Annotated in this window: 20 protein-coding genes; 16 read left to right on the top strand and 4 right to left on the bottom strand. The window is 67.0% G+C overall.

What is annotated here, in order from left to right; translation table 11 throughout:
* Positions 1-17: 17 nt before the first annotated feature.
* Positions 18-911 carry a DMT family transporter gene (locus G579_RS16980; RefSeq protein ID WP_051181379.1) on the top strand — a complete coding sequence of 298 codons (894 nt, stop codon included), beginning with the start codon at positions 18-20 and terminating at the stop codon, positions 909-911.
* On the opposite strand, the gene G579_RS0110050 is transcribed toward G579_RS16980, so the two are convergent.
* From G579_RS0110050 to G579_RS0110065, 4 genes are all read right to left on the bottom strand, one after another.
* Positions 908-2305, bottom strand: coding sequence for an amino acid permease (locus G579_RS0110050; RefSeq protein WP_028990076.1), 1398 nt, complete (start codon positions 2303-2305; stop codon positions 908-910). The two genes, G579_RS16980 and G579_RS0110050, sit on opposite strands and share 4 nt — an antisense overlap.
* Positions 2306-2373: 68 nt before the next feature.
* The gene (locus tag G579_RS16985) at positions 2374-3048 is read right to left on the bottom strand and encodes an HAD-IA family hydrolase (RefSeq protein ID WP_038019357.1); all 675 of its coding nucleotides are present in this window, start codon (positions 3046-3048) and stop codon (positions 2374-2376) included.
* Positions 3049-3070: 22 nt separating this feature from the next.
* Complete coding sequence (gene ubiG / locus G579_RS0110060; protein ID WP_028990077.1) at positions 3071-3775, bottom strand: bifunctional 2-polyprenyl-6-hydroxyphenol methylase/3-demethylubiquinol 3-O-methyltransferase UbiG; 705 nt, start codon at positions 3773-3775, stop codon at positions 3071-3073.
* Positions 3776-3799: 24 nt separating this feature from the next.
* Positions 3800-5122: a TRZ/ATZ family hydrolase gene (locus tag G579_RS0110065; protein WP_028990078.1), complete on the bottom strand. Its 1323-nt coding sequence runs from the start codon at positions 5120-5122 to the stop codon at positions 3800-3802.
* Between the two features lie 111 nt (positions 5123-5233).
* Between G579_RS0110065 and mtnA the strand changes: the two genes are divergently transcribed.
* The 15 genes from mtnA to pyrF all read left to right on the top strand — a co-directional run bounded on the left by mtnA (position 5234) and on the right by pyrF (position 23140).
* Positions 5234-6274, top strand: coding sequence for an S-methyl-5-thioribose-1-phosphate isomerase (mtnA, locus tag G579_RS0110070; RefSeq protein WP_028990079.1), 1041 nt, complete (start codon positions 5234-5236; stop codon positions 6272-6274).
* A gap of 75 nt (positions 6275-6349) precedes the next feature.
* On the top strand, positions 6350-8920 hold the full coding sequence (gene gyrA / locus G579_RS0110075) for a DNA gyrase subunit A (RefSeq protein ID WP_028990080.1): 2571 nt from the start codon (positions 6350-6352) through the stop codon (positions 8918-8920).
* Between the two features lie 34 nt (positions 8921-8954).
* Entirely contained in the window at positions 8955-10037 is a 1083-nt protein-coding gene (gene serC / locus G579_RS0110080; protein WP_028990081.1) for a 3-phosphoserine/phosphohydroxythreonine transaminase, read from the top strand.
* Between the two features lie 78 nt (positions 10038-10115).
* On the top strand, positions 10116-11696 hold the full coding sequence (gene serA / locus G579_RS0110085) for a phosphoglycerate dehydrogenase (protein ID WP_028990082.1): 1581 nt from the start codon (positions 10116-10118) through the stop codon (positions 11694-11696).
* 139 nt (positions 11697-11835) lie between these two features.
* Positions 11836-12930: a prephenate dehydratase gene (gene pheA / locus G579_RS0110090; protein ID WP_028990083.1), complete on the top strand. Its 1095-nt coding sequence runs from the start codon at positions 11836-11838 to the stop codon at positions 12928-12930.
* Positions 12931-14046, top strand: coding sequence for a histidinol-phosphate transaminase (gene hisC / locus G579_RS0110095; protein ID WP_028990084.1), 1116 nt, complete (start codon positions 12931-12933; stop codon positions 14044-14046).
* Between the two features lie 29 nt (positions 14047-14075).
* A complete protein-coding gene (gene aroF / locus G579_RS0110100; protein WP_028990085.1) occupies positions 14076-15092 on the top strand; it encodes a 3-deoxy-7-phosphoheptulonate synthase in 1017 nt (338 codons plus the stop codon).
* An 18-nt stretch (positions 15093-15110) separates the two neighbouring features.
* A complete protein-coding gene (locus tag G579_RS16990) occupies positions 15111-16025 on the top strand; it encodes a prephenate dehydrogenase (protein ID WP_051181381.1) in 915 nt (304 codons plus the stop codon).
* Positions 16015-17337, top strand: a complete 1323-nt coding sequence (gene aroA, locus G579_RS0110110) for a 3-phosphoshikimate 1-carboxyvinyltransferase (RefSeq protein WP_038019361.1) — start codon at positions 16015-16017, stop codon at positions 17335-17337. Before G579_RS16990 ends, aroA begins: the two co-directional genes overlap by 11 nt.
* A complete protein-coding gene (gene cmk / locus G579_RS0110115) occupies positions 17334-18044 on the top strand; it encodes a (d)CMP kinase (RefSeq protein WP_330700682.1) in 711 nt (236 codons plus the stop codon). The genes aroA and cmk overlap by 4 nt, the downstream gene beginning before the upstream one ends.
* A 77-nt stretch (positions 18045-18121) precedes the next feature.
* On the top strand, positions 18122-19834 hold the full coding sequence (gene rpsA, locus G579_RS0110120; protein WP_028990088.1) for a 30S ribosomal protein S1: 1713 nt from the start codon (positions 18122-18124) through the stop codon (positions 19832-19834).
* Between the two features lie 103 nt (positions 19835-19937).
* Positions 19938-20810: a signal peptide peptidase SppA gene (sppA, locus tag G579_RS16995; RefSeq protein WP_162142993.1), complete on the top strand. Its 873-nt coding sequence runs from the start codon at positions 19938-19940 to the stop codon at positions 20808-20810.
* A gap of 36 nt (positions 20811-20846) precedes the next feature.
* Complete coding sequence (locus tag G579_RS0110130; RefSeq protein WP_028990089.1) at positions 20847-21143, top strand: integration host factor subunit beta; 297 nt, start codon at positions 20847-20849, stop codon at positions 21141-21143.
* A gap of 124 nt (positions 21144-21267) precedes the next feature.
* Positions 21268-22443, top strand: a complete 1176-nt coding sequence (locus G579_RS0110135) for a tetratricopeptide repeat protein (protein ID WP_028990090.1) — start codon at positions 21268-21270, stop codon at positions 22441-22443.
* The gene (pyrF, locus tag G579_RS0110140; protein ID WP_028990091.1) at positions 22436-23140 is read left to right on the top strand and encodes an orotidine-5'-phosphate decarboxylase; all 705 of its coding nucleotides are present in this window, start codon (positions 22436-22438) and stop codon (positions 23138-23140) included. The genes G579_RS0110135 and pyrF overlap by 8 nt, the downstream gene beginning before the upstream one ends.
* The last annotated feature ends 24 nt before the right edge of the window (positions 23141-23164 follow it).

Genomic DNA, 23164 nt, shown 5'->3' on the forward strand with positions numbered 1-23164 from the left:
GGGAGGATGCGCGCAACATGACCGCGAGGGGCCGGCGTGCCTGGCTGCCGGTGCTGGCGCTGCTGCTCGGCGCCACGCTGTGGGGCATCATGTGGTGGCCGCTGCGCCACTTCGAAGGGGCGGGACTGGCGGGCGCCTGGCTGGCGCTGGCCATGTATGCCGTGGCCGTGGCGGTGGCATTGCCGTGGGCCTGGCGCGCGCGCGGCGACTGGCGCATGCACTGGCACGTCTTGGTCCTGCTGATGCTGCTGGGCGGCTGGACCAACGTGGCCTTCACCCTGGCCATGCTGGAGGGCCAAGTGGTGCGGGTGCTGCTCCTCTTTTATCTGGCGCCGGTGTGGAGCGTGCTCGGCGCGCGCCTTTTCCTGGCCGAACCGGTGACCTGGCGGCGGGGGCTGGGGGTGCTGGTGGCCCTGCTGGGCGCGGCGCTGGTGCTGGCGCCCGAGCACCTGGCCGATCTCGCCGACGCGCCGCTGAGCCGGGCGGACTGGCTGGCCCTCAGCTCGGGCATCTGCTTCGCCGGCACCAACATCACCCTGCGGGCCGGCCAGGGATTGGCCGATGCCAGCCGCGCCTGGGCGGTCTGGCTGGGCTGCACCCTGATCGCGGCCCTCATCCTTGCCGGCCAGGACGCAGCGCTGCCCGACCTGCCGCTTTCCGTCTTCTTGCAGCTGTTTCTCTTTGCCGTGAGCTGGCTCGTGGTGGCCACCCTGGTGGTGCAGTACGGCGTGACGCGCATGGAGGTGGGCCGTTCGGCGCTCATCCTGCTCTTCGAGATCGTGGCGGGGGCGGTTTCGGCCGCTTGGCTGGCGGGGGAGACGATATCGAGCCGCGAGTGGTTCGGCGGCCTGCTGATCGTCGGCGCGGCGGTGCTCGAGGCGCGCCGAGCCGAGGACAGCAGCCGGGATTAACGGGCCGGGCTGCCGCTCACGCCGGCGGCCAAGTGGCTGTGCCGGCGCGCATAGCCGAAGTAGACCAGCAGGCCGATGGCGGTCCAGACCACGAAGCTCATCAGGGTGAAGGCGGACAGGCTGGCGATCAGGTAGGCGCAGAAGGCGATGGCCAACAGCGGCGTCCAGGGCATCAGCGGCGTCTTGAAGGGGCGCGGCAGGTCCGGATGCGTGCGGCGCAGCACCAGCACGCTGATGGAGACCAGGATGAAGGCCGACAGGGTGCCGATGTTCACCAGTTCCGCCACCTCGTGGATGGGCAGAAAGCCGGCCACCAGGGACACCAGGAAGCCGGTGGCCAGGATGACCCGGGTCGGGGTCATGAAGCGCGGGTGCACGGCGCTGAAGGCGGGCGGCAGCAAGCCGTCGCGCGACATGGCGAAGAAGATGCGGCTCTGTCCGTAGAGCAGCACCAGCAGCACGGAGGTCAGGCCGGCAATGGCGCCGACGGCGATGGTGCTGGCCACCAGATGCTCGCCCATGCGCGCCAGGGCGAAGGCCACCGGGTAGGAGACGTTCAGCTGCGGGTAGGGCACCAGGGCGGTGAGCAGGCCGGACACGAGAATGTAAATCAGGGTGCAGATGAGCAGGGAGGCGATGATGCCGATGGGCAGGTCGCGTTGCGGATTGCGGGCCTCCTCGGCGGCGGTGGAGACGGCGTCGAAGCCGATGTAGGCGAAGAAGATCAGGGCGGCGCCGCTCATCACCCCGGTCCAGCCGAAGGGCACGTAGGGATGCCACAGGCTGGTATCGGCATGGCGGAAGGCGACCAGGATGAACAGCGCGATGACCGCCAGCTTGATGAATACCACCACGTTGTTGAAGCGGCTGCTCTGCTTGACGCCGATGGCCAGCACGGTGCTCATGAAGAGGATCGCCAGGAAGGCGGGCAGGTTGATCCAGCCGCCCTCATGGGGCGCCTTGGTGAGGAAGGCCGGCAGGGTGAGGCCGATGGCCTCCAGCACGTGGTTGAAGTAGCCCGACCAGCCGATGGCCACCACCGCCGAAGCGACGCCGTATTCCAGGATGAGATCCCAGCCGATGATCCAGGCGATGAACTCGCCCAGGGTGACGTAGGAGTAGGTGTAGGCGCTGCCGGAGATGGGCACGGTGGAGGCGAGTTCGGCGTAGGCCAGGGCGGTGAAGATGGAGGCCAGGCCGGCGACGATGAAGGACAGGGTGATGGCTGGCCCGGCCTTGGTGGCGGCGGCGATGCCGGTGAGCACGAAAATGCCGGTGCCGATCACCGCGCCGATGCCCAGCAGGGTCAAATCCGTGGCGCTCAGGGCGCGCTTGAGGCTGTGCGGCCCGGTATCCAGGGCTCTCTCGACGGACTTGGTGCGAAACAGGCTCATGTGGTCTCCCCGTGCTTTGTCATGGTGTGCTTCCGTTCAGCCCGGGCATTCAGGCGCGGGTGCTAGCATCAAATATAGCCGCATTCCCGCAAAGCTCCATGCAGCGCCGCCACGTCCACCAGGATGCGGTCCGCCGCCCACTGCGCCGGATCGTCGTCGCCGTAGATGTAGCCGTAGGCCGCCGCCCAGGCCCGGGCGCCGGCCGCGTGGGCGCACTGGATGTCGCGGCGGTCGTCGCCGATCAGGAGCGTGGCGGCGGGGTCGAGGCCCAGGCTTTGGGCGGCGTGGCGCAGGGGCAGGGGATCGGGCTTGCTGACCGGCAGGCAGTCGCCGCTGACCACCACGGCGGCACGCGCTGCCAAGCCCAGGGTCGCCAGCAGCGGGCGGGTGAGAAAGCCCGGCTTGTTGGTGATCACGCCCCAAGGCGTGCCGGCGGCCTCCAAGTCGTCCAGCACCTGGGGCATGCCCGGAAACAGGCGGGTGTCGCGGCAGATGTGCAGGGCGTAGGTGTTGAGCAGCAGTTCGCGGGCGTCGTCGTAGCCGGGCATGCCGGGCTCCAGCGCCAGGCCCACCTTGAGCAGGCCGCGGGCGCCGTGGGAGGCGACCGGGCGGATCGTCGCCAAGGGCAGGGGGGGCAGGTCGTTCACTTCGCGCACGGCGTTGAGGGCGAAGGCCAGATCGGGGGCGGTGTCGGCCAGGGTGCCGTCCAGGTCGAAAAAAACCGCCTTGCGGGGCGACGTCATCGGCAAATCTCCATCGGCGGGATCACAGGGGCGGGCGCTGGAAGTGGGCCAGGTAGTTGACGCTCACGTCGCGCGTCAGGCTGAAGCGGCGGGTCAGCGGATTGTAGGCCATGCCTTTGAAACCGCGGACCTGCAGGCCCGCATTCTCGGCCCAGCGCAGCATTTCCGAGGGTCGGATCAGCTTGGCGTAGTCGTGGGTGCCCTTGGGCAGCAGACCGAGCACGTACTCCGCACCGACGATGGCGAAGAGGTAGCTCTTGGGGTTGCGGTTGATGGTGGCGAAGAACACGTGGCCGCCGGGCCGGGCCAGCCGGGCGCAGGCGGCGATGGTGGAGGCCGGGTCGGGGACATGCTCCAGCACTTCCATGCAGGCCACCACGTCGAAGGCGCCGGGCTGCTCCGCCGCCAGCTCCTCGGCGCTGATCTGCCGGTAGTCGATGGCCAGGCCGCTGTCCTGGGCGTGCAGCTCGGCCACCGCCAGCGGCGCCCGCCCCATGTCGATGCCGGTGACCTGGGCGCCGGCGCGCGCCATGCTCTCGGCCAGGATGCCGCCGCCGGTGCCCACGTCCAGCACCCGCTTGCCCGCCAGCCCGCCGGCCGCGTCGGCGATGAAGTCGAGGCGTAGCGGATTGATGTCGTGCAGGGGTCGGAATTCGCCGCTGGGATCCCACCAGCGGTGGGCCAGGTTCTCGAATTTCTGCACCTCGTTGGGATCCATGTTCAGCATGGGCTTTCCTTCGCGTTCTGTGAATTATCGGTTCTGGTCGATGCGCTGGCGCCACTGCTCGGCTTCGGCGCGCAGGGCCGGCCAGCCCAGCTGGGTGAAGGCGCCGCCCGCCAGCAGGCGCCGGCCCGCCACCCACACGTCGCTCACCTGGTCGCGGCCGGCGGCGTAGGCCAGCTGCGAGGCCACGCTGTAGAGCGGCTGGGTGGCGGGATGGTCCAGGTCCACGGCGATGCAGTCCGCCGCCTTGCCGGGCTCCAGGCTGCCGATCTCCCGCTCCAGGCCGAGCGCCCGGGCGCCATTCAGGGTGGCCATCTCCAGGGCGTCCCAGGCGGGCAGGGCGGTCGCCGCGCCGGCCACGGCCTTGGCCAGCAGCGCCGCCGTCTGCAGTTCGTTCAGCAGGTCGAGATCGTTGTTGCTGGCCGCGCCGTCGGTGCCCAGGGCCACGGTGACGCCGGCTTGCAGCAATCGATGCACCGGCGCCAAGCCAGAAGCTAGCTTAAGATTGGACTGCGGGCAATGGGCCACCTTGACGCCGCGCGCGGCGCACAGGGCGATCTCCGCATCATCCAGCTGGGTCATGTGCACGGCCAGCAGGCGCGGCGACAGGAAACCCAGCCGCTCCAGGCGCGCCAGCGGGCGCAGACCGTGCTGCTCGACCGACTGCGCCACTTCGGCCGCGGTCTCGTGGATGTGCATGTGGATGGGCAAGTCGAAGCGCGCCGCCAGGGCCATGACCCGTTCCAGGGTGGCGTCGCCGACCGTGTAGGGGGCGTGCGGGGCGAGCATGCCGTGGACGCGCGCCATGTCGCTGAAGCGTAGCTGCAGCGCCTCGGCCTTGGCCAGGTACTCCTCGGCGTTTTGCGCGTAGCGCGTGGGAAAGTCGATGATCACGTGGCCGATGCTGGCGCGCAGCCCCATGGCCACGGCGGTTTCGGCGGTTTCCGCCGGGAAGAAATACATGTCGTTGAAGCAGGTGGTGCCGCCGCGGATCATCTCGGCACAGGCCAGGCGGGTGCCGGCGCGCACGAAGTCGGGATCCACCCAGCGCTGTTCGGCCGGCCAGATGTGGCCCTGCAGCCAGTCCATCAGGGGCAGGTCGTCGGCCATGCCGCGAAAGAGGTTCATGGCCACGTGGGTGTGGGCGTTCACCAGGCCCGGCAGCAGGGCGTGGCGCGGCAGGCGCACGACGTCGCTGGCCTGCCATCGCGCCTGGGCCTCGGCCATGGGCGCCAGACCGACGATGCGGCCGGCGCGGATCGCCACGGCATGGTCTTCCAGGAGCTGCCGCCGGGGCGCCATGGGCAGCAGCCAGCGGGCTTCGATCAAGGTGTCAACGGGGGTTGGCATCGCCCCTCCAGGGCTTTCGGGCTGGTGCAACTTTCGGGGAGCCTGCACGCATGGGCAAGCAGAGTTCGGGGGACTATACTAACTATTTATTTTTATCCCTGCGAGCTTGCCATGACCCGATTCGATACGGTCCGCGCCGTGCAGTGGCGGGACGACGGCCTTTATCTACTGGATCAACGCCTGTTGCCGGACGAGGTGGTGTATCTGCCGATCGGCGACCACCGGTCGGCGGCCCAGGCCATCCGCGACATGGTGGTGCGCGGCGCGCCGGCCATCGGCATCGCCGCGGCCTACGCCATGGCCCTGGCGGCCCGCGAGTGCGACGGACAGCCGGACTGGCGCCGTTGCCTGGAGGCGGCGGCGGCCACCCTCAACGCCGCCCGGCCCACGGCGGTCAATCTGGCCTGGGCGGTGGCCCGCCAGTTGCGCGTGCTGGACCAGCTGGAGCCGGGGCAGACGCCTTTCGCCGCCCTGCTGGCCGAGGCGGAGCGCATCCAGGCCGAGGACGTGTCCGCCAATCGCCACATGGGCGCCCTGGGTACGGTCTTCCTGCCCGACGACTGCGGCGTGCTCACCCACTGCAATACCGGCAGCCTGGCTACCGGCGGCTACGGCACTGCCCTGGGTGTCATTCGCGCCGCGGTGGAGGAGGGCAAGCAGATCCGGGTCTACGCCGACGAGACCCGCCCCTGGCTGCAGGGTGCGCGCCTGACCGCCTGGGAATTGCAGCAGGACGGCATCCCGGTGAAACTGGTGGTGGACAGCGCCGCCGCCAGCCTGATGGCGGCCGGCAAGGTGCAGGCGGTGATCGTCGGCGCCGACCGCATCGCCGCCAACGGCGACACGGCCAACAAGATCGGCACCTACGGCCTGGCGGTGCTGGCGCATCACCACAAGATCCCGTTTCTGGTGGCGGCGCCGACCTCCACCATCGATTTCGACACGCCCAGCGGCCGGGACATCCGCATCGAGGAGCGTGCCGCCGAGGAGATCACCCACATCAAGGGGCGGGCGGTGGCGCCGGCGGCCACGCAGGTGGAGAATCCGGCCTTCGACGTCACCCCGGCCGAGCTCATCACCGCCATCATCACCGAGGCGGGCATCGTGGAGGCGCCCAACAGCGAGCGGATGAGCCGTCTGCGCCCCCGTTAATGAAAAAAGACCCAAAAGTCGGTATAATTCTTTTTTGCCCCAAACCTTGGGCCAGCAACAGGAAATAACTCGCAGATGACGGATTTCGCCAAAGAAACTATCCCGGTCAGCCTTGAAGAGGAAATGCGGCAGTCCTACCTGGACTACGCCATGAGCGTCATCGTCGGGCGCGCCCTGCCGGATGCCCGCGATGGCCTGAAGCCCGTGCACCGGCGCGTGCTCTATGCCATGCACGAGATGGGCAACGACTGGAACAAGCCCTACAAGAAGTCGGCGCGCGTGGTCGGCGACGTGATCGGTAAGTATCACCCGCACGGCGACACGGCCGTCTACGACACCATCGTGCGCATGGCGCAGACCTTTTCGCTGCGCTATCCCCTGATCGACGGCCAAGGCAACTTCGGCTCCGTGGACGGCGACAACCCGGCGGCCATGCGTTACACCGAGGTGCGCATGGCGCGCATCGCCCACGAGCTCCTGGCCGACATCGACAAGGACACCGTCGACTTCGGCCCCAACTACGACGAGTCCGAGGAGGAGCCGCTGGTGCTCCCGACCCGGATTCCCAACCTCCTGGTCAACGGCTCGGCGGGCATCGCCGTCGGCATGGCCACCAACATCCCGCCGCACAATCTCACCGAGATCATCAACGCCTGCCTGGCGCTGATCGATGATCCCGAGCTCGAGATGGAGCGGCTGCTGGAAATCGTGCCCGGCCCCGACTTCCCCACCGCCGGGATCATCAACGGCCGCGCCGGGATCCGCGAGGCCTACCGCACCGGCCGTGGCCGCGTGGTGATCCGCGCGCGCACCGAGGTGGAAACGGACAAGAAGAGCGGGCGGCAGTCCATCATCGTCACCGAGCTGCCCTACCAGGTGAACAAGGCGCGCCTGCTGGAGAAGATCGCCGATCTCGTCAAGGAGAAGAAGATCGACGGCATCTCCGACCTGCGCGACGAATCGGACAAGTCCGGCATGCGCATGGTAATCGAGCTCAAGCGCGATGCCCTGGCCGAGGTGGTGCTGAACAATCTGTACCTCTACACCCAGATGCAGACGGTGTTCGGCATCAACATGGTGGCCCTGCTGGACGGCCAGCCGCGCACCCTGAATCTGCGCGAGCTGCTCGCCGCCTTCATCCAGCACCGGCGCGAGGTCGTCACCCGCCGCACCCTCTTCGAGCTGCGCAAGGCCCGCGAGCGGGCGCACATCTTGGAAGGACTGGCGGTGGCGCTGGCCAACATCGATCCCCTGATCGCCCTGATCAAGGAATCGGCCAGCCCGGCCGAGGCCAAGCAGGCCATGATTGCGCGCGTGTGGGCGCCGGGCATCGTGGCGGACATGCTGGCGCGGGCCAGCGCCGACAGCGGCCTGGAGGAAGGCGAGAGCGGCCTGCGGGCGGACGGCTATCACCTGTCCGAAGCCCAGGCCCAGGCCATCCTGGACCTGCGCCTGCATCGCCTGACCGGCCTGGAGCAGGACAAGATCATCGCCGAATACAAGGAAATCCTGGCGCAGATCAAGGAATTCACCGAGATCCTGGCCAGCGACAAGCGCCTGATGAAGGTGGTGCGCAAGGAACTGGCGGCGGTCAACAGCCAGTATGGCGACGAGCGGCGCACGGAGATCGTGGACGCGGCGGCGGACATCAGCATGGAGGACCTCATCCCCGACGAGGAGATGGTGGTCACCTTCACCCATGCCGGCTACATCAAGGCCCAGCCCTCCGCCCTGTACACGGCCCAGAAGCGCGGCGGCAAGGGCAAGGCGGCGACCGCCATGCGCGACGAGGACTTCGTCGAGCGCATGTTCTGCGCCTCCAGCCATTCGCAGCTCCTGTTCTTCTCCAACTTCGGCAAGGTCTATTGGCAGAAGGTCTACCAGTTGCCGCAGGCGGGCCGCACGGCCAAGGGCAAGCCCATCGTCAATCTGCTGCCCCTGGGTCACGGCGAGGTCATCACCGCGGTGCTGCCGATCAAGCAGTTCGCCGAGGGCGAGTACGTGTGCATGGTCACCGAGCAGGGCGTCATCAAGAAGACCCCGCTGATGGACTACTCCCGGCCGCGCAGCAGCGGCATCATCGCCCTGTCGCTGGACGAGGGCGATCGCCTGATCAGCGCCTGCCTGCTGGACGGCACCCGCGAGATGCTGGTCTTCACCACCCAGGGCAAGGCCATCCGCTTCAGCGAGGAAGAGGTGCGGCCCATGGGCCGCACCGCGCGCGGGGTGCGGGCGGTGAAGCTGGCCAAGGGCGACAAGGTCATCGCCGGCCTGCCGGTCGAAGCCGACTGCGACGTGCTGACCGCCACGGAGCATGGCTACGGCAAGCGCACGCCCGAATCCGAGTACCGTGCCCAGAGCCGCGGCGGCCAGGGGGTCATCGCCATCCAGACCACCAAGCGCAACGGCATGGTGGTGGGCGCGCTCATGGTCCAGGCCAGCGACGAGGTCATGCTGATCACCAACAGCGGCACGCTGGTGCGCACGGCGGTCAAGGGCATCCCGCAGATCAGCCGCAACACCCAGGGGGTGCGCCTGATCAAGTTCGGCGATGGCGAGCAGTTGGTCGGCATGGCGCGCGTGGCCGAGGAAGAGGAGGAGGATGGCGAGGACGTGCCCTGCGCCGACGGCGACGCGACCCAGTAATTCCCTTATCCAGCAATCTGAAAAGGATTGAACGATGACGCGTGTTTACAACTTCAGCGCCGGGCCCGCGGCCCTGCCCGTGGAAGTGCTGCAGCAGGTGCAGCAAGAGCTGGTCGACTGGCACGGCGCCGGCATGTCGGTGATGGAGATGAGCCATCGCGGCAAGGAGTTCATGCAGATCGCCGCCGAGGCCGAGGCGGATCTGCGCGAGCTCATGCAGATTCCCGGCAACTACAAGGTGCTCTTCCTGCAGGGCGGCGCCAGCCTGCAGTTCGCCATGGTGCCCATGAACCTGCTGCGCGGCCGCGGCAAGGCCGATTACGTGAACACCGGCCAATGGTCCAAGAAGGCCATCGGCGAGGCCAAGAAGTTCTGCCAGGTCAACGTGGCCGCCAGCGCCGAGGACCGCAACTTCAGCTACGTGCCGCCGCAGTCCGAGTGGCGCCTGGATCCCGAGGCGGCTTACGTGCACGTCACCACCAACGAGACCATCGGCGGCGTGGAGTACGACTTCACGCCGGATACCGGCGACGTGCCCCTGGTGGCGGACGCCTCCTCGCATATCCTTTCGAAGCCCGTCGACGTGAGCCGCTACGGAGTCATCTACGCCGGCGCCCAGAAGAACATCGGGCCGGCTGGACTGACCGTGGTGATCGTGCGCGAGGACCTGCTCGGCCATGCGCCATCCGGCACGCCCACCATGCTGGACTACAAGATCCAGGCCGACAACGAATCCATGTACAACACGCCCCCCACCTTCGCCATCTACGTGGCGGGCCTGGTGTTCAAGTGGCTGAAGGCCAAAGGCGGGCTGGCGGAGATGGAACGGATCAACATCCGCAAGGCGCAGAAGCTCTACGGCCTGATCGAATCCAACGACTTCTATCAGTCGCCGGTGGCGCCGGCCAACCGCTCGCGCATGAACGTGCCCTTCACCCTGGCGCGGCCCGAGCTGGACGAGGCTTTCCTCAAGGAGGCCAAGGCGCATGGACTGGTGCAGCTCAAGGGCCATCGCTCCGTGGGCGGCATGCGCGCCTCCATCTACAACGCCATGCCCGAAGCCGGCGTCGATGCCCTGGTGGCATTCATGCAGGATTTTGCCGCCCGCCACGGATGACTGGCGGCAAAGCCTGAGCAGTGAGCGGTAAGCAGGGAAAACACAGCCTTTTTCATTCATGCAAGAAAGGGGAGGCCCATGCCCAAGGTGCTCATCAGTGACAAGATGTCCCCCCGCGCCGAGCAGATCTTCCGGGAGCAGGGGGTCGAGGTGGACGTCAAGACCGGCTTGGCGCCGGAGCAGCTCAAGGCCGTCATCGGCGACTACGACGGCCTGGTGATCCGCTCCGCCACCCAGGTGACGGCGGAGATCCTGGAAGCCGCCGGGCGGCTGAAGGTGGTGGGTCGCGCCGGCATCGGCGTGGACAATGTGGACATCGCCACCGCCAGCAAGCGCGGTGTGATCGTCATGAACACGCCCTATGGCAACACGGTCACCACCGCCGAGCATGCCATCGCCCTGATGATGGCGGCGGCGCGCATGGTGCCCCAGGCCACCGCCAGCATGAAGGCGGGCAAGTGGGAGAAGACCCGCTTTGAGGGTGTGGAGCTCTACCAGAAGACCCTGGGCGTGATCGGCACCGGCAACATCGGTTCCTTGGTGATCGAGCGCGCCCACGGCCTCAAGATGCACGTGATCGCCTACGATCCCTACATCTCCAAGGCGCGCGCCGACGACCTCGGGGTGGAGCTGGTGGATCTCGACGCGCTCTTCGCGCGCGCCGATTTCATCACCATTCACACGCCGCTCACCGACGCCACCCGCAATCTCATCAATGCCGCCAATATCGCCAAGATGAAAGACGGCGCCATCGTCATCAATGCCGCTCGCGGCGGCATCGTCAACGAGGACGATCTTTACGAGGCCTTGAAGTCCGGCAAGCTGCGGGCCGCCGCGCTGGACGTCTTCGCCAAGGAGCCGGTGGGCGAGCACAAGCTGCTGACCCTGGACAACTTCATCTGCACGCCGCACCTGGGGGCCTCGACGGTGGAGGCCCAGGTCAACGTCGCCATCCAGGTGGCCGAGCAGATCAGCGCCTTCCTGCTGCGCGGGGTGGTGCAAAACGCCGTCAACATCCCGGCGGTGGCGGAGGCCGACCTGCCGGTGCTGCAGCCCTACATCAATCTCGGCGAGCGCCTGGGCATGGTGCTGGGCCAGCTGGCGGATTCGGGCCTCAAGCGTGTGGCCATCGAGTACGCGGGCGAGGTTTCCGGCCTCAACACCAAGCCGATCACTACCGCCGTTCTCAAGGGCATCCTGCAAAACGTCCTGCCGGAGACCATCAACATGGTCAACGCGCCCTTTCTGGCGCGCGAGCGCGGCATCGAGGTGGAACAGAGCACCCGCGAACTGGCGGACGAGCTGCGCTCGCGGGTGCGGGTGCAGCTGGTCATGGACCGCGGCCCCCTGGAAGTGGCCGGCACCCTGGTGCACGGCCACCAGCCGCGTCTGGTGTCCATCAACGACATGGATCTGGAAATGGGGTTGTCCGGCCGGATGCTCTACGTGGCCAACGTGGACCAGCCCGGCCTCATCGGCCAGTTGGGTACCTTCCTGGCCGCGCACAACATCAACATCGCCAGCTTCCATCTGGGCCGCGAGCGGCCCGGCGGCAGGGCGGCCTCGTTCCTGGCCGTGGACACGCCGCTGGATCCGCCCCTGCTCGAAAAACTGCGCGGCCTGCCGAATGTGCTGGAAGCGCGCATGTTGACGCTGTAAACTACGCGGCTTTGAACAGATGCTTGGCGCCCTCCAGGTGCGGGGGCGCGTTTGTTTTTCTGCCTCGGCCGGCGCTGCCGGCGAGGCCCGGGATGGGGGTGTCCTTGGAGGCGCGCTTCGCGCCTTCCGCTGCAAGGCTATGGCAAACAAGGAAGAAGCGAAAGGGCTGGCGGCGCTGCGCCGGCAAATCGACCAGCTCGACGATCAGCTCTTGGAACTGCTGAACCGCCGCGCCACGCTGGCCATGGAAGTGGCCCAGGTGAAGCAGGCCGCCGGCGAAAACGGCACCTTTTGGCGGCCCGAGCGGGAAGCGGAGGTCCTGCAGCGGGTCATGGCGCGCAATCCGGGTCCTCTGGACAGCGAGACCGTGGCTTGGCTGTTCCGCGAGCTCATGTCCGCGTGTTTGGCGCTGGAGCGACCGTTGACCGTGGCTTACCTGGGACCGGCGGGCACCTTCACCCAGATGGCCGCCACCAAGCACTTCGGTCAGGGCGCCCGCCTCACCCCGGTTTCCAGCATCCCGGAAGTATTCCGCACCGTGCAGGCTGGGCAAGCGGACTTCGGCGTGGTGCCGGTGGAAAACTCCACGGAAGGCTCGGTGAATCTCACGCTGGATCATCTGCTGGATTATCCGCTCAAGGTCTGCGGCGAGGTGCAGCTGCGCGTGGTGCACAACCTGGTGTCGGCCGGCGTGCCGCTGGCCGACATGCAGCGCATTTACGTGCATTATCAGACTCGTGCCCAGTGCCGCCACTGGCTGGCGGAGCACGCGCCGCGGGTGCAGTTGGTGGAGGTGGCCAGCAATGCCGAGGCGGCCCTGCGTGCCCGTGAGGACGCGGCGGGCGGCGCCATTTCCACGGCGGCGGCGGCGGAGCTCTATGGCCTGCGGATCCTGGCGGCGGGCATCGAGGATGATGCCGAGAACACCACCCGCTTTCTGGTCATCGGCGATCTCGACGTCCAACCCACCGGCCGGGACAAGACCTCGCTGGTGCTTTCCAGCCACAACCGGCCCGGCAGCCTCCACGAATTGCTCCGCCCCCTGGCGGCGGCCGGCATCAGCATGACGCGCATCGAATCCCGCCCGGCCCGGAGGGGACTTTGGCAATACGTGTTCTTCCTGGACCTGGAAGGTCATGCCAAGGACCCGGCGGTGGCGGCGGCGCTTGCCGAATTGCAGGAAAAAGCCACGTTTTACAAGTTGTTAGGCACCTATCCCAAAGCGGTCATTTAAATGGTCAATTCGGTCGTCAATCCGTTTCTTTCCCTCACCGCGCCCGGCGTGGCAGGCCTGAAGCCCTACGAGCCGGGCAAGCCCATCGAGACCCTGGAGCGCGAGTACGGCGTGCGCAACGCCATCAAACTGGCCTCCAACGAGAATCCGCTGGGACCGAGTCCGCTGGCGCTGGAGGCGGTGATCAAGGCGTCCGCCAAGCTCGCGCTCTATCCGGATGGCGCCGGCTTCGCCCTCAAGGCTGCCCTGGGTCGGCATCTGGGCGTGCAGCCGGAGCAAGTGGTGCTCGGCAACGGTTCCAACGAAATCCTGGAACTGGTGACCCGTACCTTCGTCACTCCGGCCGACGAGGTGGTGTTTTCCGAGCACGCCTTTGCCGTCTATCCCATCGTCACCCAGGCGGTGGGAGCGACGGCGCGGGTGGCGCCGGCGCGGGATTACGGCCATGATCTCGATGCCATGGCCGGCCTGGTCAACGAGAATACCCGCCTGGTCTTCGTCGCCAACCCCAACAATCCCACCGGCACCTATCTGGCTCGTGAGGCGCTGGAGGCGTTCATCACCAGCATGCCGTCCCATGTGCTGGTGGTGCTGGACGAGGCTTACTTCGAGTTCGTCGACGCGCCTGATTACCCCGATGGCATCGCCTGGCTGGAGCGCTTCGACAACCTGCTGGTCACCCGCACTTTTTCCAAGATCTACGGCTTGGCCGGCCTGCGCGTGGGCTACGGCGTCGGCCACCCGAAGCTGATCAGCCTGCTGGAGCGCGTGCGCCAGCCCTTCAACGTCAACAGCGCAGCCATGGCCGCCGCCGAGGCGGCGCTGGCCGATCACGAGCACCTGCGGCGCAGCCGTGCGCTCAACGCGAGCGGCATGGCCCAGCTCGTCGCCGGCATCGAGGCGCTCGGCCTGCACGCCCTGCCGTCGGTGGGCAATTTCCTCGCCGTCCACGTGGGCCGCGATGCGGCGCCGGTCTACGAGGCCCTGCTGCGCCAGGGCGTGATCGTGCGTCCGGTGGCCGGCTACGGCATGCCCGAGTTCCTGCGGGTCACCATCGGCCGGCCCGAGGAAAACGCGCGCTTTCTGCAGGCCTTGGAAGCGGCTTTGAACAATTAAACATCGCTTTGAAAGCAAGGATCGACCCCATGATTATTGTACTGAAGCAGCAGGCCAGCGAGGCCGAGATCCAGCAGGTGCTGGACCGCATCGAATCCCTGGGGCTGACGCCCACCGTGAGCCGCGGCGCCGAGCGGGTGGTGGTCGGCGCCATCGGCGACGAGCGCAAGCTGGCGGAAGGGGCCTTCGAGTCCATGGCCGCGGTGGAGCAGGTGTTGCCGATCCTCAAGCCCTACAAGCTGGTCAGCCGCGAGTTCAAGGCCACCGACACGGTCATCGATGTCAGCGGCGTGCCGCTCGGCGGCAATGCGGTGCAGATCATCTCCGGGCCCTGCTCGGTGGAATCCCAGGAACAGATGGACCTGTCCGCCAAGGCGGTGCACGAGGCCGGCTGCCGGCTGATGCGCGGCGGCGCCTTCAAGCCGCGCACCAGTCCCTACACCTTCCAGGGCCTGGGCGACATCGGCCTCGACTACTTCAAGAACGCCGCCAGCAAGTACAATCTGCCCATCGTCACCGAGCTCATGGACGTGCGCAAGATCGATCTCTTCCTGGAAAAGGGCGTGGACGTCATTCAGATCGGCACGCGCAACATGCAGAATTTCGACCTCTTGAAGGAGGTGGGCCGGCTCGACGTGCCCATCATCCTCAAGCGCGGCATGTCCGCCACCATCAAGGACTGGCTGATGGCGGCCGAGTACATCGCCGCCCAGGGCAACCAGAAGATCATCTTCGCCGAGCGCGGCATCCGCACCTTCGAAACCTACTACCGCAACGTGCTGGACGTGACCGCCATTCCGGTGCTGAAGAAGGAGACGCACCTGCCGGTGATCATCGACCCCAGCCATGCCGGCGGCAAGGCTTGGCTGGTGCCGGCGCTGAGCCGCGCGGCGGTGGCGGTGGGCGCCGACGGCCTGCTCATCGAGACCCATCCCTGCCCGTCCGAGGCTTGGTGCGACGCCGATCAGGCCCTGAATCCCGAGCAGCTGAAGACCTTGATGAAGGATCTGCGCGCCATTGCCCAGATCCTGGGCCGGGACCTCTAAAGGGTCATCGGCGCGGCCATGCCACTGGAAGAGCACGTGCTGGCCGGCGTGGAGCGCATCGCCGTCCTGGGCGTCGGCCTCATCGGCGGCTCCCTGGCGCTTGCACTGCGCCGCGCCGGCTACAGCGGGCGCATCGCCGGCTACAGCCGCCGGACGGCGGAAAGCGAACGGGCGCTGGCCTTGGGCGTGGTGGACGAGGCCGCCGCGACCCCGGCTGAGGCGGTGGCGGGGGCGGATCTGGTGGTGCTGGGCGTGCCGCCGGGCGCCATGCCGGCATTGATGGCGCAGATCGCCCCGACCTGCGCCGGGCAGGCGGTCGTCACCGACGTCGGCAGCGTCAAGGCGGCGGTGGTGGCGGCGGGCGAAGCGCAGTTCGGCGGGCGCTTCATCGGCGCCCATCCCATTGCCGGCAAGGAGCGTCATGGCGTCGCTGCCGCCGAGGCCGGCCTGTTCCGGCATAGCCGCTGCGTCATCACGCCCACCGCCACCTCCGATCCGCGGGCGCTCGATCTGGTGCGCGCCCTGTGGGCAGCGGCCGGCTGCGAGGTGCTGGAAATGCCGCCGGCGGTGCACGACGAGGCGCTGGCCGTGACCAGCCATCTGCCGCACCTGCTGGCCTTCGCGCTCATGGAGCAGTTCGCCGCGCATCCACGCAGCAAGGAGCTCTCCCGCCTGACCGGCGGCGGCTTCCGGGATTTCTCCCGGATTGCCAGCAGCGACCCGGCGCTCTGGGCGGACATCGCCCTGCAGAATCGCGAGGCCCTGCTGCAAGCCGTGCAGATTTATCAACAGACCCTGGAGCGATTCGCGGAGCAGTTGCGCCAGGGCGACCAGGCCGCCCTGGCGGCCGGCTTTGCCCGCGCCAAGCGCGCGCGGGATGCGGTTCTCGCCACTCACTCCTGCAGCAAGACTGGAAGCAAGCATGACGGATAGAAAGATCGATTACCTGGTGCACGGCGGCGGGCCCCTGCGTGGGCGCATCCGGGTGCCGGGGGACAAGTCCATTTCCCACCGGGCGGTGATGTTCGGCGCCCTCGCCGAGGGGGAGACCCGGGTCACCGGTCTGCTCGAAGGCGAGGACGTCCTGGCCACGCTCGGCGCCTTCCGTGCCATGGGCATGCGGGCCGAAGGGCCGGCGGATGGACAACTGCTCATCCACGGCGTGGGGCTGCGCGGGCTGCGGGCGCCGGCGGAGGCCATCGATTGCGGCAACTCCGGCACTTCCATGCGCCTGCTGGCCGGCATCCTGTCCGGGCAGCCCTTCAGCACGACCCTGACCGGCGACGCGAGCCTGCGCCGGCGCCCGATGAACCGGGTGATCACCCCGCTGAGCGAAATGGGCAGCCGCATCGAGGCCGCCGAAAACGGCCGGCCGCCCCTGCAGGTGCACGGCAACGCTCAGCTGCGAGGCATTCACTATGCGTTGCCGGTGGCCAGCGCACAGGTGAAATCCGCCGTGCTGCTGGCAGGCTTGTTCGCGGACGGCGAGACCTGCGTGACCGAGCCGGCGCCGACCCGTGACCACACCGAGCGCATGCTGCACGGCTTCGGCTATCCCATTCGCCGCGAGGGACAGACGGTCTGCCTGCGCGGCGGCGGGCGGCTGCACGGCACCACGATCCAGGTGCCCGCCGACATTTCCTCCGCCGCTTTCTTCATGGTCGGCGCGCTGATCTGCCCGGATTCGGACCTGGTGCTGGAACACGTGGGGGTCAATCCCACGCGCACCGGCATCATCGAGATCCTGACCCGCATGGGCGGGCGCATCGATCTGCTGAACCTGCGCGAGGTCGGCGGCGAGCCGGTGGCCGACATCCACGTGCGCAGCTCCAGGCTGACCGGCATCCGCATTCCCGAGAAGCTGGTGCCGCTGGCCATCGACGAGTTCCCCGCCATTTTCGTCGCCGCCGCCTGCGCCGAGGGCGAAACCGTGCTGACCGGCGCCGAGGAGCTGCGGGTCAAGGAGAGCGATCGCATCGCGGTCATGGCCGACGGCCTGCAACGCTTGGGCGTGGATGCCCGGCCCACCGCGGACGGCATGGTCATCCGCGGCGGTCCGATCGGCGGCGGCGAGGTGGAGAGCCACACCGACCACCGCATCGCCATGGCCTTCAGCATGGCCGGCTTGGTGGCCCGGGAGCCGGTGCGCATCCACGATTGCCGCCATGTGGCCACCTCCTTCCCGGGCTACGCCGAGCTGGCCCGGTCGGCCGGCCTGTCCCTGAGCGTGGAGGAAGGACGTTGAGCGGATCGATGCCGAGCAGCGGGCGGGCGGTGCCCGTCATCACCATCGACGGCCCGAGCGGGGTGGGCAAGGGTACCCTGAGCCGGAAACTGGCGCAGCATCTGGGTTGGCATTTCCTGGACAGCGGCGCGCTCTATCGCATCCTGGCCCTCGCCGCCCAGCGGCGCGGGGTGGCGGACCAGGACGAGGCCGGCCTGGCCCGCTTGGCCGATGCGCTGGCGATCCGCTTCGAGGAAGGGAGCGACGCCAGCGCCGAGATCTTCGTGGACGGGGAACGCGTCACCAACGCCATCCGTGCCGACGAGGTAGGGGCCTTCGCCTCGCGCATCGCGGTCCTGCCGCAGGTGCGCGCCGCCTTGCTGGAGCGCCAGCGCCGCTTTCGGCAGCCGCCCGGCCTGGTGGCGGACGGCCGCGACATGGGTACCGTCGTTTTTCCCGACGCCACGCTGAAAATCTTTCTTACCGCCAGCGTGGAGGAACGGGCCCGCCGGCGCCAAAAACAGTTGAGAGAGCATGGCGTAAGTGTTAACCTTCACGAGATTAGCCGGGACATCGAAGCGCGTGATAACCGTGATCGCACGCGCGCCGTTGCCCCTCTGAAACCGGCTGCTGACGCCAAAGTCCTGGATACGAGCGGTCAAAGTGTTGAAAAAAGCTTTGACGAACTGCGTTCCTTGGTGGAAGCGGCCATTTTTGCTTCATTTTAGCCGGGGACCCGACAAGTCCCCCACAGCTGTTTCCGGCTGCGCCCGGGAGCAAATTTTAACCATGAGGTTTTACTCACATGACCAACGTACAAACTGCAACCCCGCACGAACCCAGCTTCGCCGAGCTTTTCGAGCAGAGCGAAACGACCAAGGCCCTGAAGCCCGGTGAGTTGATCATCGGCGAGGTGGTTCACGTCGACAACGATGTGGTGATCGTCGACACGGGGTTGAAGTCCGAGGGCGCGATCCCCACCGAACAGTTCCGCAACGCCGAGGGCGAGATCGAAGTCAAGGTGGGTGATCAGGTCGAGGTCTGCCTGGAGAGCGTGGAAGACGGCACCGGCGAAACCCGCCTGTCCCGCGAGAAGGCCCGCCGCGCCAAGGCCTGGGTCGAGCTGGAGAAAGCCTTCGAGGCGGATGCGGTCATCAAGGGCGTCATCAGCGGCAAGGTCAAGGGCGGCTTCACCGTCGCCATCGACGGCATCCGCGCCTTCCTGCCCGGCTCCCTGGTGGACGTGCGCCCCCTGCGCGACACGACCCACCTGGAGGGCAAGGACCTGGAGTTCAAGGTCATCAAGCTGGACCGCAAGCGCAACAACGTGGTCGTGTCCCGCCGCGCCATCGTCGAGAAGGAGGTCAGCGCCGAGCGCAGCGCGCTGATGGCCAACATCGAGGAAGGCGCCATCGTCATGGGCACCGTGAAGAACCTGACCGACTACGGCGCCTTCATCGACCTGGGCGGCATCGACGGCCTGCTGCACATCACCGACATGGCCTGGAAGCGCGTCAAGCACCCCACCGAGGTGGTCAACGTCGGCGACGAGATCCGCGTGAAGGTGCTGAAGTTCGACAAGGAGCGCGGCCGCATCTCCCTGGGCTTGAAGCAGTTGGCCGACGATCCCTGGAAGGATCTGGCGCGCCGCTATCCGGAAGGCACCCGCCTGTTCGGCAAGGTCACCAACATCACCGACTACGGCGCCTTCGTCGAGATCGAAGACGGCGTGGAGGGGCTGGTGCATGTTTCCGAGATCGACTGGACCAACAAGAACGTGCATCCCAGCAAGCTGGTGCACGTCGGCCAGGAAGTCGAGGTCATGGTGCTGGACATCGATCAGGAACGCCGCCGCATCTCCCTGGGCATGAAGCAGTGCCTGCCCAATCCGTGGGAAGAGTTCGCCGCCAACCATCAGAAGGGCGATCGCGTCAGCGGCCAGATCAAGAGCATCACCGATTTCGGCGTCTTCATCGGCCTGGAAGGCGGCATCGACGGCCTGATCCATCTGTCCGACCTGTCCTGGGACAAGCCCGGCGAGGAGGCGGTGCGCGACTACAAGAAGGGTGACACCGTGGAAGCCGTGCTGCTGGCGGTGGATCCCGAGCGCGAGCGCATCAGCCTGGGCATCAAGCAGCTGGAGGGCGATCCCTTCGCGCAGTTCGTGAGCATCAACGACAAGGGCAGCGTGGTCAAGGGCGAAGTGGTCTCCGTTGACGCCAAGGGTGCCGAAGTCAAGCTGGATGAAGGGGTGGAAGGCTACCTGGCGGCCCGGGAAATGGCCCGCGAGCGAGTCGAAGATGCCCGCAACCTGTTCAAGGCCGGCGATCAGGTCGAGGCGATGATCACCAATATCGATCGCAAGAGTCGCCACATCACCTTGTCCATCAAGGCGCTGAGCGCCCAGGAGGAGAAGGACGCCATGGCGCAGTACAGCCGCAGTGGCGCCGCTGCCGGTACCACCAGCTTGGGTGAACTGCTGAAGGAGCAGATGAAGCGCAAGCAGGAAGAGAAGTAAGTTGTCCGCAACCCCCCTCAGCTTGTGCGCTGAGGGGGGTTGTCTTGTGCTGCACTCCAGAATTTTGGCCTAGCTACAATCTCACACGCTAATGGGGACTTCCGTGTCAAAGCGCCGCAGTTGGTTCAGGATCAGCGTACTCGGTGTGCTGGCGTTCCTGCTGTTTTCGGGGCTGATGGGGCTTTGGCAGGCGATGTCCTCGGACAGCATGGGCTTTGCCCCCTACATCGCCAAGGTCAGGGTCAGCGGTCCCATCCTGAACGCGGACGATGTCCTGGACCAGTTGAAAGTGGTGGAAGAGGACAAAGCGGCCAAGGGGCTCCTGGTGGTGGTGGACTCGCCTGGCGGCGCGGTGGTGCCGTCCGAATCCATCTACAATGCCGTCAAGCGCATCAGCGCCGACCGGCCCGTGGCCGTCTCCATGCAGTCGCTGGCGGCATCGGGCGGCTACATGGTGGCTTGCGCCGCCGATCGCATCTACGCTTACGACTCCACGTTGACCGGCTCCATCGGCGTCATCATGCAATCGGCCAGCGTGACCGGCCTGCTGGACAAGCTCGGCGTGACGCCGCAGGTCATCAAGTCCGGCCAGTTCAAGGATGCCGGCTCGCCCTTCCGTGAAATGTCGCCGGCGGACCGGGAGTATTTCCAGGCCTTGATCATGGATTTGCGCAGCCAATTCGTGCAATTGGTTTCGCAGGGGCGCCGCTTGCCCGTGGAGAAAGTGTCGGAGCTGGCGGATGGCCGCGTCTTCACCGGCCGTGAAGCGCAACGCCTGGGCTTGGTGGACGCCATCGGCGACGAGGAGGATGCCGTCCAGTGGCTGCGCAGCCAGGCGCGCCTGCCCAAGGATGCGGAAGTGAAAGAGATGGACAGTACCCAAACCCGTCTGTTCAAGGTGTTCGGCGAAGCGCAGGAACAGTTGTTCATGGGCTTGGTGGCTGCGGCGAACAGCCCGCGCGCCTACTTCTTCTAGGCCGGCCTCTCGACAAGCAAGTGTTTAGCAGGGGTTATGACTAAATCCGAATTGATAGAGAAAATCGCACAAAGTCAAAGTCATCTCAGCCAGAAAGACGTTGAACTCGCGGTTAAGCTGATTCTGAACCACATGGTACAAGCGCTCAGCTGCGGCGATCGCATCGAGATCCGCGGTTTCGGCAGCTTTTGCGTGCATACCCGTCCCCCGAAACAGGGGCGCAACCCGAAGACGGGCGAGACCGTGCTGGTCGGCGCGAAATGCGTGCCCCACTTCAAGGCCGGCAAGGAACTGCGGGAGCAGGTCGACGGCAAGGCCCAGCAGGGCAATTGATCCTGGCCGCGTCGACGGGCGTGGCACTCTGCCGCTGACGTGGTGCATGGGCGTTGCCTAGCGGCGCCGCGGCCGCCGGAAGTGGGTCTCTTTCTTTTTCCAAACTTGTTCATACGGGGTCAGCGTGGGCCTGTTCGATTGGTTGCTCCTCTTGGCGGCGAGTCTGGCCAGCTTCTTGCTGGGCCGCTATTGGGCCGGCCATCTGACACCTCGGACCAGACCCGCAGGCAACGCTCTGTCCGACATCTACGTGCAGGGCATCAATTATCTGCTCAGCGAGCAGCCCGATGAGGCGATCGAAGCTTTCGATGCCATGCTGGCCAGTCATCCCCGCAACGCGGAGACGCACCTCGCCCTTGGGCGGCTGTTCCGCCATCGCGGTGAATTCGAGCGGGCCATCCGTGTGCACAAGAGCCTGCTCGACAAGCAGGATCTCCCGCCCGATGTCAAATACCAGGCCTTGTTCGAGCTGGGGCGGGACTACCTGAAAGCGGGGATTCTGGATCGCGCCGAATCGGTATTCCGGGAAATCGTCAATCAGCATGCACATGACCGAGCGGCATTGCACGCCCTGGCGGACATCTACGAGCTGGAGCAGGACTGGCCGGCCGCCATCGAGATCCGCAAGCGCCTGGCCGCCCTTGGGGATGCGCAGGAGCAGGCCGTGGTGGCGCTGCTCTACTGCGAACTGGCGGAAGCGGCGTTGAGCGGCGGCGATCTCAAGGCGGCCAGCCAGCATCTGGCCGAGGCTTATGCCATGGATCCAGATTCCCCGCGCGGCACGCTGCTGGCGGGCAAGCTGGCCATGGCCGCCGGCCGGTGCGATCAGGCGTTGGCCATGTGGGAGGCGCTCCTGGAACGCAGCCCCATGCACTTTGCCCTGATCCTGGATGAATTCTTCCAGTGCGCCGAGCGCGCCGGCCAGCAGGAGTTGAAGACCAAAGCCTTGTATCATCTGGCCGGCACCCTGCGGGCGCCGCACCTGGTGGCGCAGGTGGCCAGGCACTTGGCGGCGGAGGAGGGGGGCGCGGTCGCACTGGACTATCTGCGCCACGTGCTGGCGCGCCGACCCCAGTTGCAGGGCCTGCAGGCCTTTGTGGAAATCGCGACCCGGGCGCAGGGCCTGGACCCGGAAGCCTGCCGTACCCTGGCGGACGCCGTGGCACGGTTGCCCGCCGAGCCTTCACGCTTTCACTGCACCGTCTGCGGCTTCCACAGCCAAGCCCACTACTGGAAGTGCCCCGGCTGCCGGCGCTGGGATACCATGGAAGCCGTTCAGGAAAACAATAATCATGCTTAGCCCTGTCATCGTTGCCCTCGACTTCCCCGATCAGCAGCAGGCCCTGCGCTTTGCCCAGGGGATCGATCCTGCGCTCTGCCGGCTCAAGGTGGGCAAGGAGCTCTTTACCGCGTCGGGTCCAAGCGTGGTCGATGCCCTGCACCAGCTGGGCTTTTCCATCTTCCTTGATCTCAAGTTCCACGACATCCCCAACACCACGGCGCAGGCCTGCCTGGCCGCCGCCCGCTTGGGCGTGTGGATGGTCAATGTGCACGCCAGCGGCGGACCGGCCATGCTCGATGCCGCCCGCGCGGCTCTGGACAAATGCGCCAAGCCTCCGCTGCTCATCGCCGTTACCGTGCTGACCAGCATGGATACCGCCAACCTGCGGGCGATCGGCATCGGCGACAGCCCGGAAGCGCAGGTGCTGCGCCTGGCCCGGCTGGCCCATGCCGCGGGACTGGACGGTGTGGTGGCCTCGCCGCTGGAGGTTCCCAGCCTGCGTCAGGCGCTGCCGGCCCAATTTCAACTGGTCACCCCCGGCGTGCGCCCCAGTCACGCGGCGCGCGACGACCAGCAGCGCATCAGCACTCCGGCTGATGCGCTGCGGCAGGGCGCCAATCATCTGGTCATCGGCCGCCCCATCACCCAGGCAGCGGATCCGCAGCGGGCCCTGGAGGCCATCCTGGCGGAAATCCGGCCGTACCTGGGCGGCTAGGCGCGGCCCGTCAGTCACAGAGGA

This window comes from Thermithiobacillus tepidarius DSM 3134 (assembly GCF_000423825.1).
In the GTDB taxonomy this organism is placed as follows: Bacteria; Pseudomonadota; Gammaproteobacteria; order Acidithiobacillales; family Thermithiobacillaceae; genus Thermithiobacillus; species Thermithiobacillus tepidarius.

Coding starts and splice junctions, on each gene's coding strand:
- hisC (WP_028990084.1), top strand. CDS start 12,931: ATGGTCAATTCGGTCGTCAATCCGTTTCTTTCCCTCACCGCGCCCGGC.
- serC (WP_028990081.1), top strand. CDS start 8,955: ATGACGCGTGTTTACAACTTCAGCGCCGGGCCCGCGGCCCTGCCCGTG.
- aroA (WP_038019361.1), top strand. CDS start 16,015: ATGACGGATAGAAAGATCGATTACCTGGTGCACGGCGGCGGGCCCCTG.
- pyrF (WP_028990091.1), top strand. CDS start 22,436: ATGCTTAGCCCTGTCATCGTTGCCCTCGACTTCCCCGATCAGCAGCAG.
- G579_RS16985 (WP_038019357.1), bottom strand. CDS start 3,048: ATGACGTCGCCCCGCAAGGCGGTTTTTTTCGACCTGGACGGCACCCTG.
- pheA (WP_028990083.1), top strand. CDS start 11,836: ATGGCAAACAAGGAAGAAGCGAAAGGGCTGGCGGCGCTGCGCCGGCAA.
- mtnA (WP_028990079.1), top strand. CDS start 5,234: ATGACCCGATTCGATACGGTCCGCGCCGTGCAGTGGCGGGACGACGGC.
- rpsA (WP_028990088.1), top strand. CDS start 18,122: ATGACCAACGTACAAACTGCAACCCCGCACGAACCCAGCTTCGCCGAG.
- G579_RS16990 (WP_051181381.1), top strand. CDS start 15,111: ATGCCACTGGAAGAGCACGTGCTGGCCGGCGTGGAGCGCATCGCCGTC.
- gyrA (WP_028990080.1), top strand. CDS start 6,350: ATGACGGATTTCGCCAAAGAAACTATCCCGGTCAGCCTTGAAGAGGAA.
- ubiG (WP_028990077.1), bottom strand. CDS start 3,775: ATGCTGAACATGGATCCCAACGAGGTGCAGAAATTCGAGAACCTGGCC.
- G579_RS0110050 (WP_028990076.1), bottom strand. CDS start 2,305: ATGAGCCTGTTTCGCACCAAGTCCGTCGAGAGAGCCCTGGATACCGGG.
- G579_RS16980 (WP_051181379.1), top strand. CDS start 18: ATGACCGCGAGGGGCCGGCGTGCCTGGCTGCCGGTGCTGGCGCTGCTG.
- serA (WP_028990082.1), top strand. CDS start 10,116: ATGCCCAAGGTGCTCATCAGTGACAAGATGTCCCCCCGCGCCGAGCAG.
- aroF (WP_028990085.1), top strand. CDS start 14,076: ATGATTATTGTACTGAAGCAGCAGGCCAGCGAGGCCGAGATCCAGCAG.
- G579_RS0110130 (WP_028990089.1), top strand. CDS start 20,847: ATGACTAAATCCGAATTGATAGAGAAAATCGCACAAAGTCAAAGTCAT.
- G579_RS0110065 (WP_028990078.1), bottom strand. CDS start 5,122: ATGCCAACCCCCGTTGACACCTTGATCGAAGCCCGCTGGCTGCTGCCC.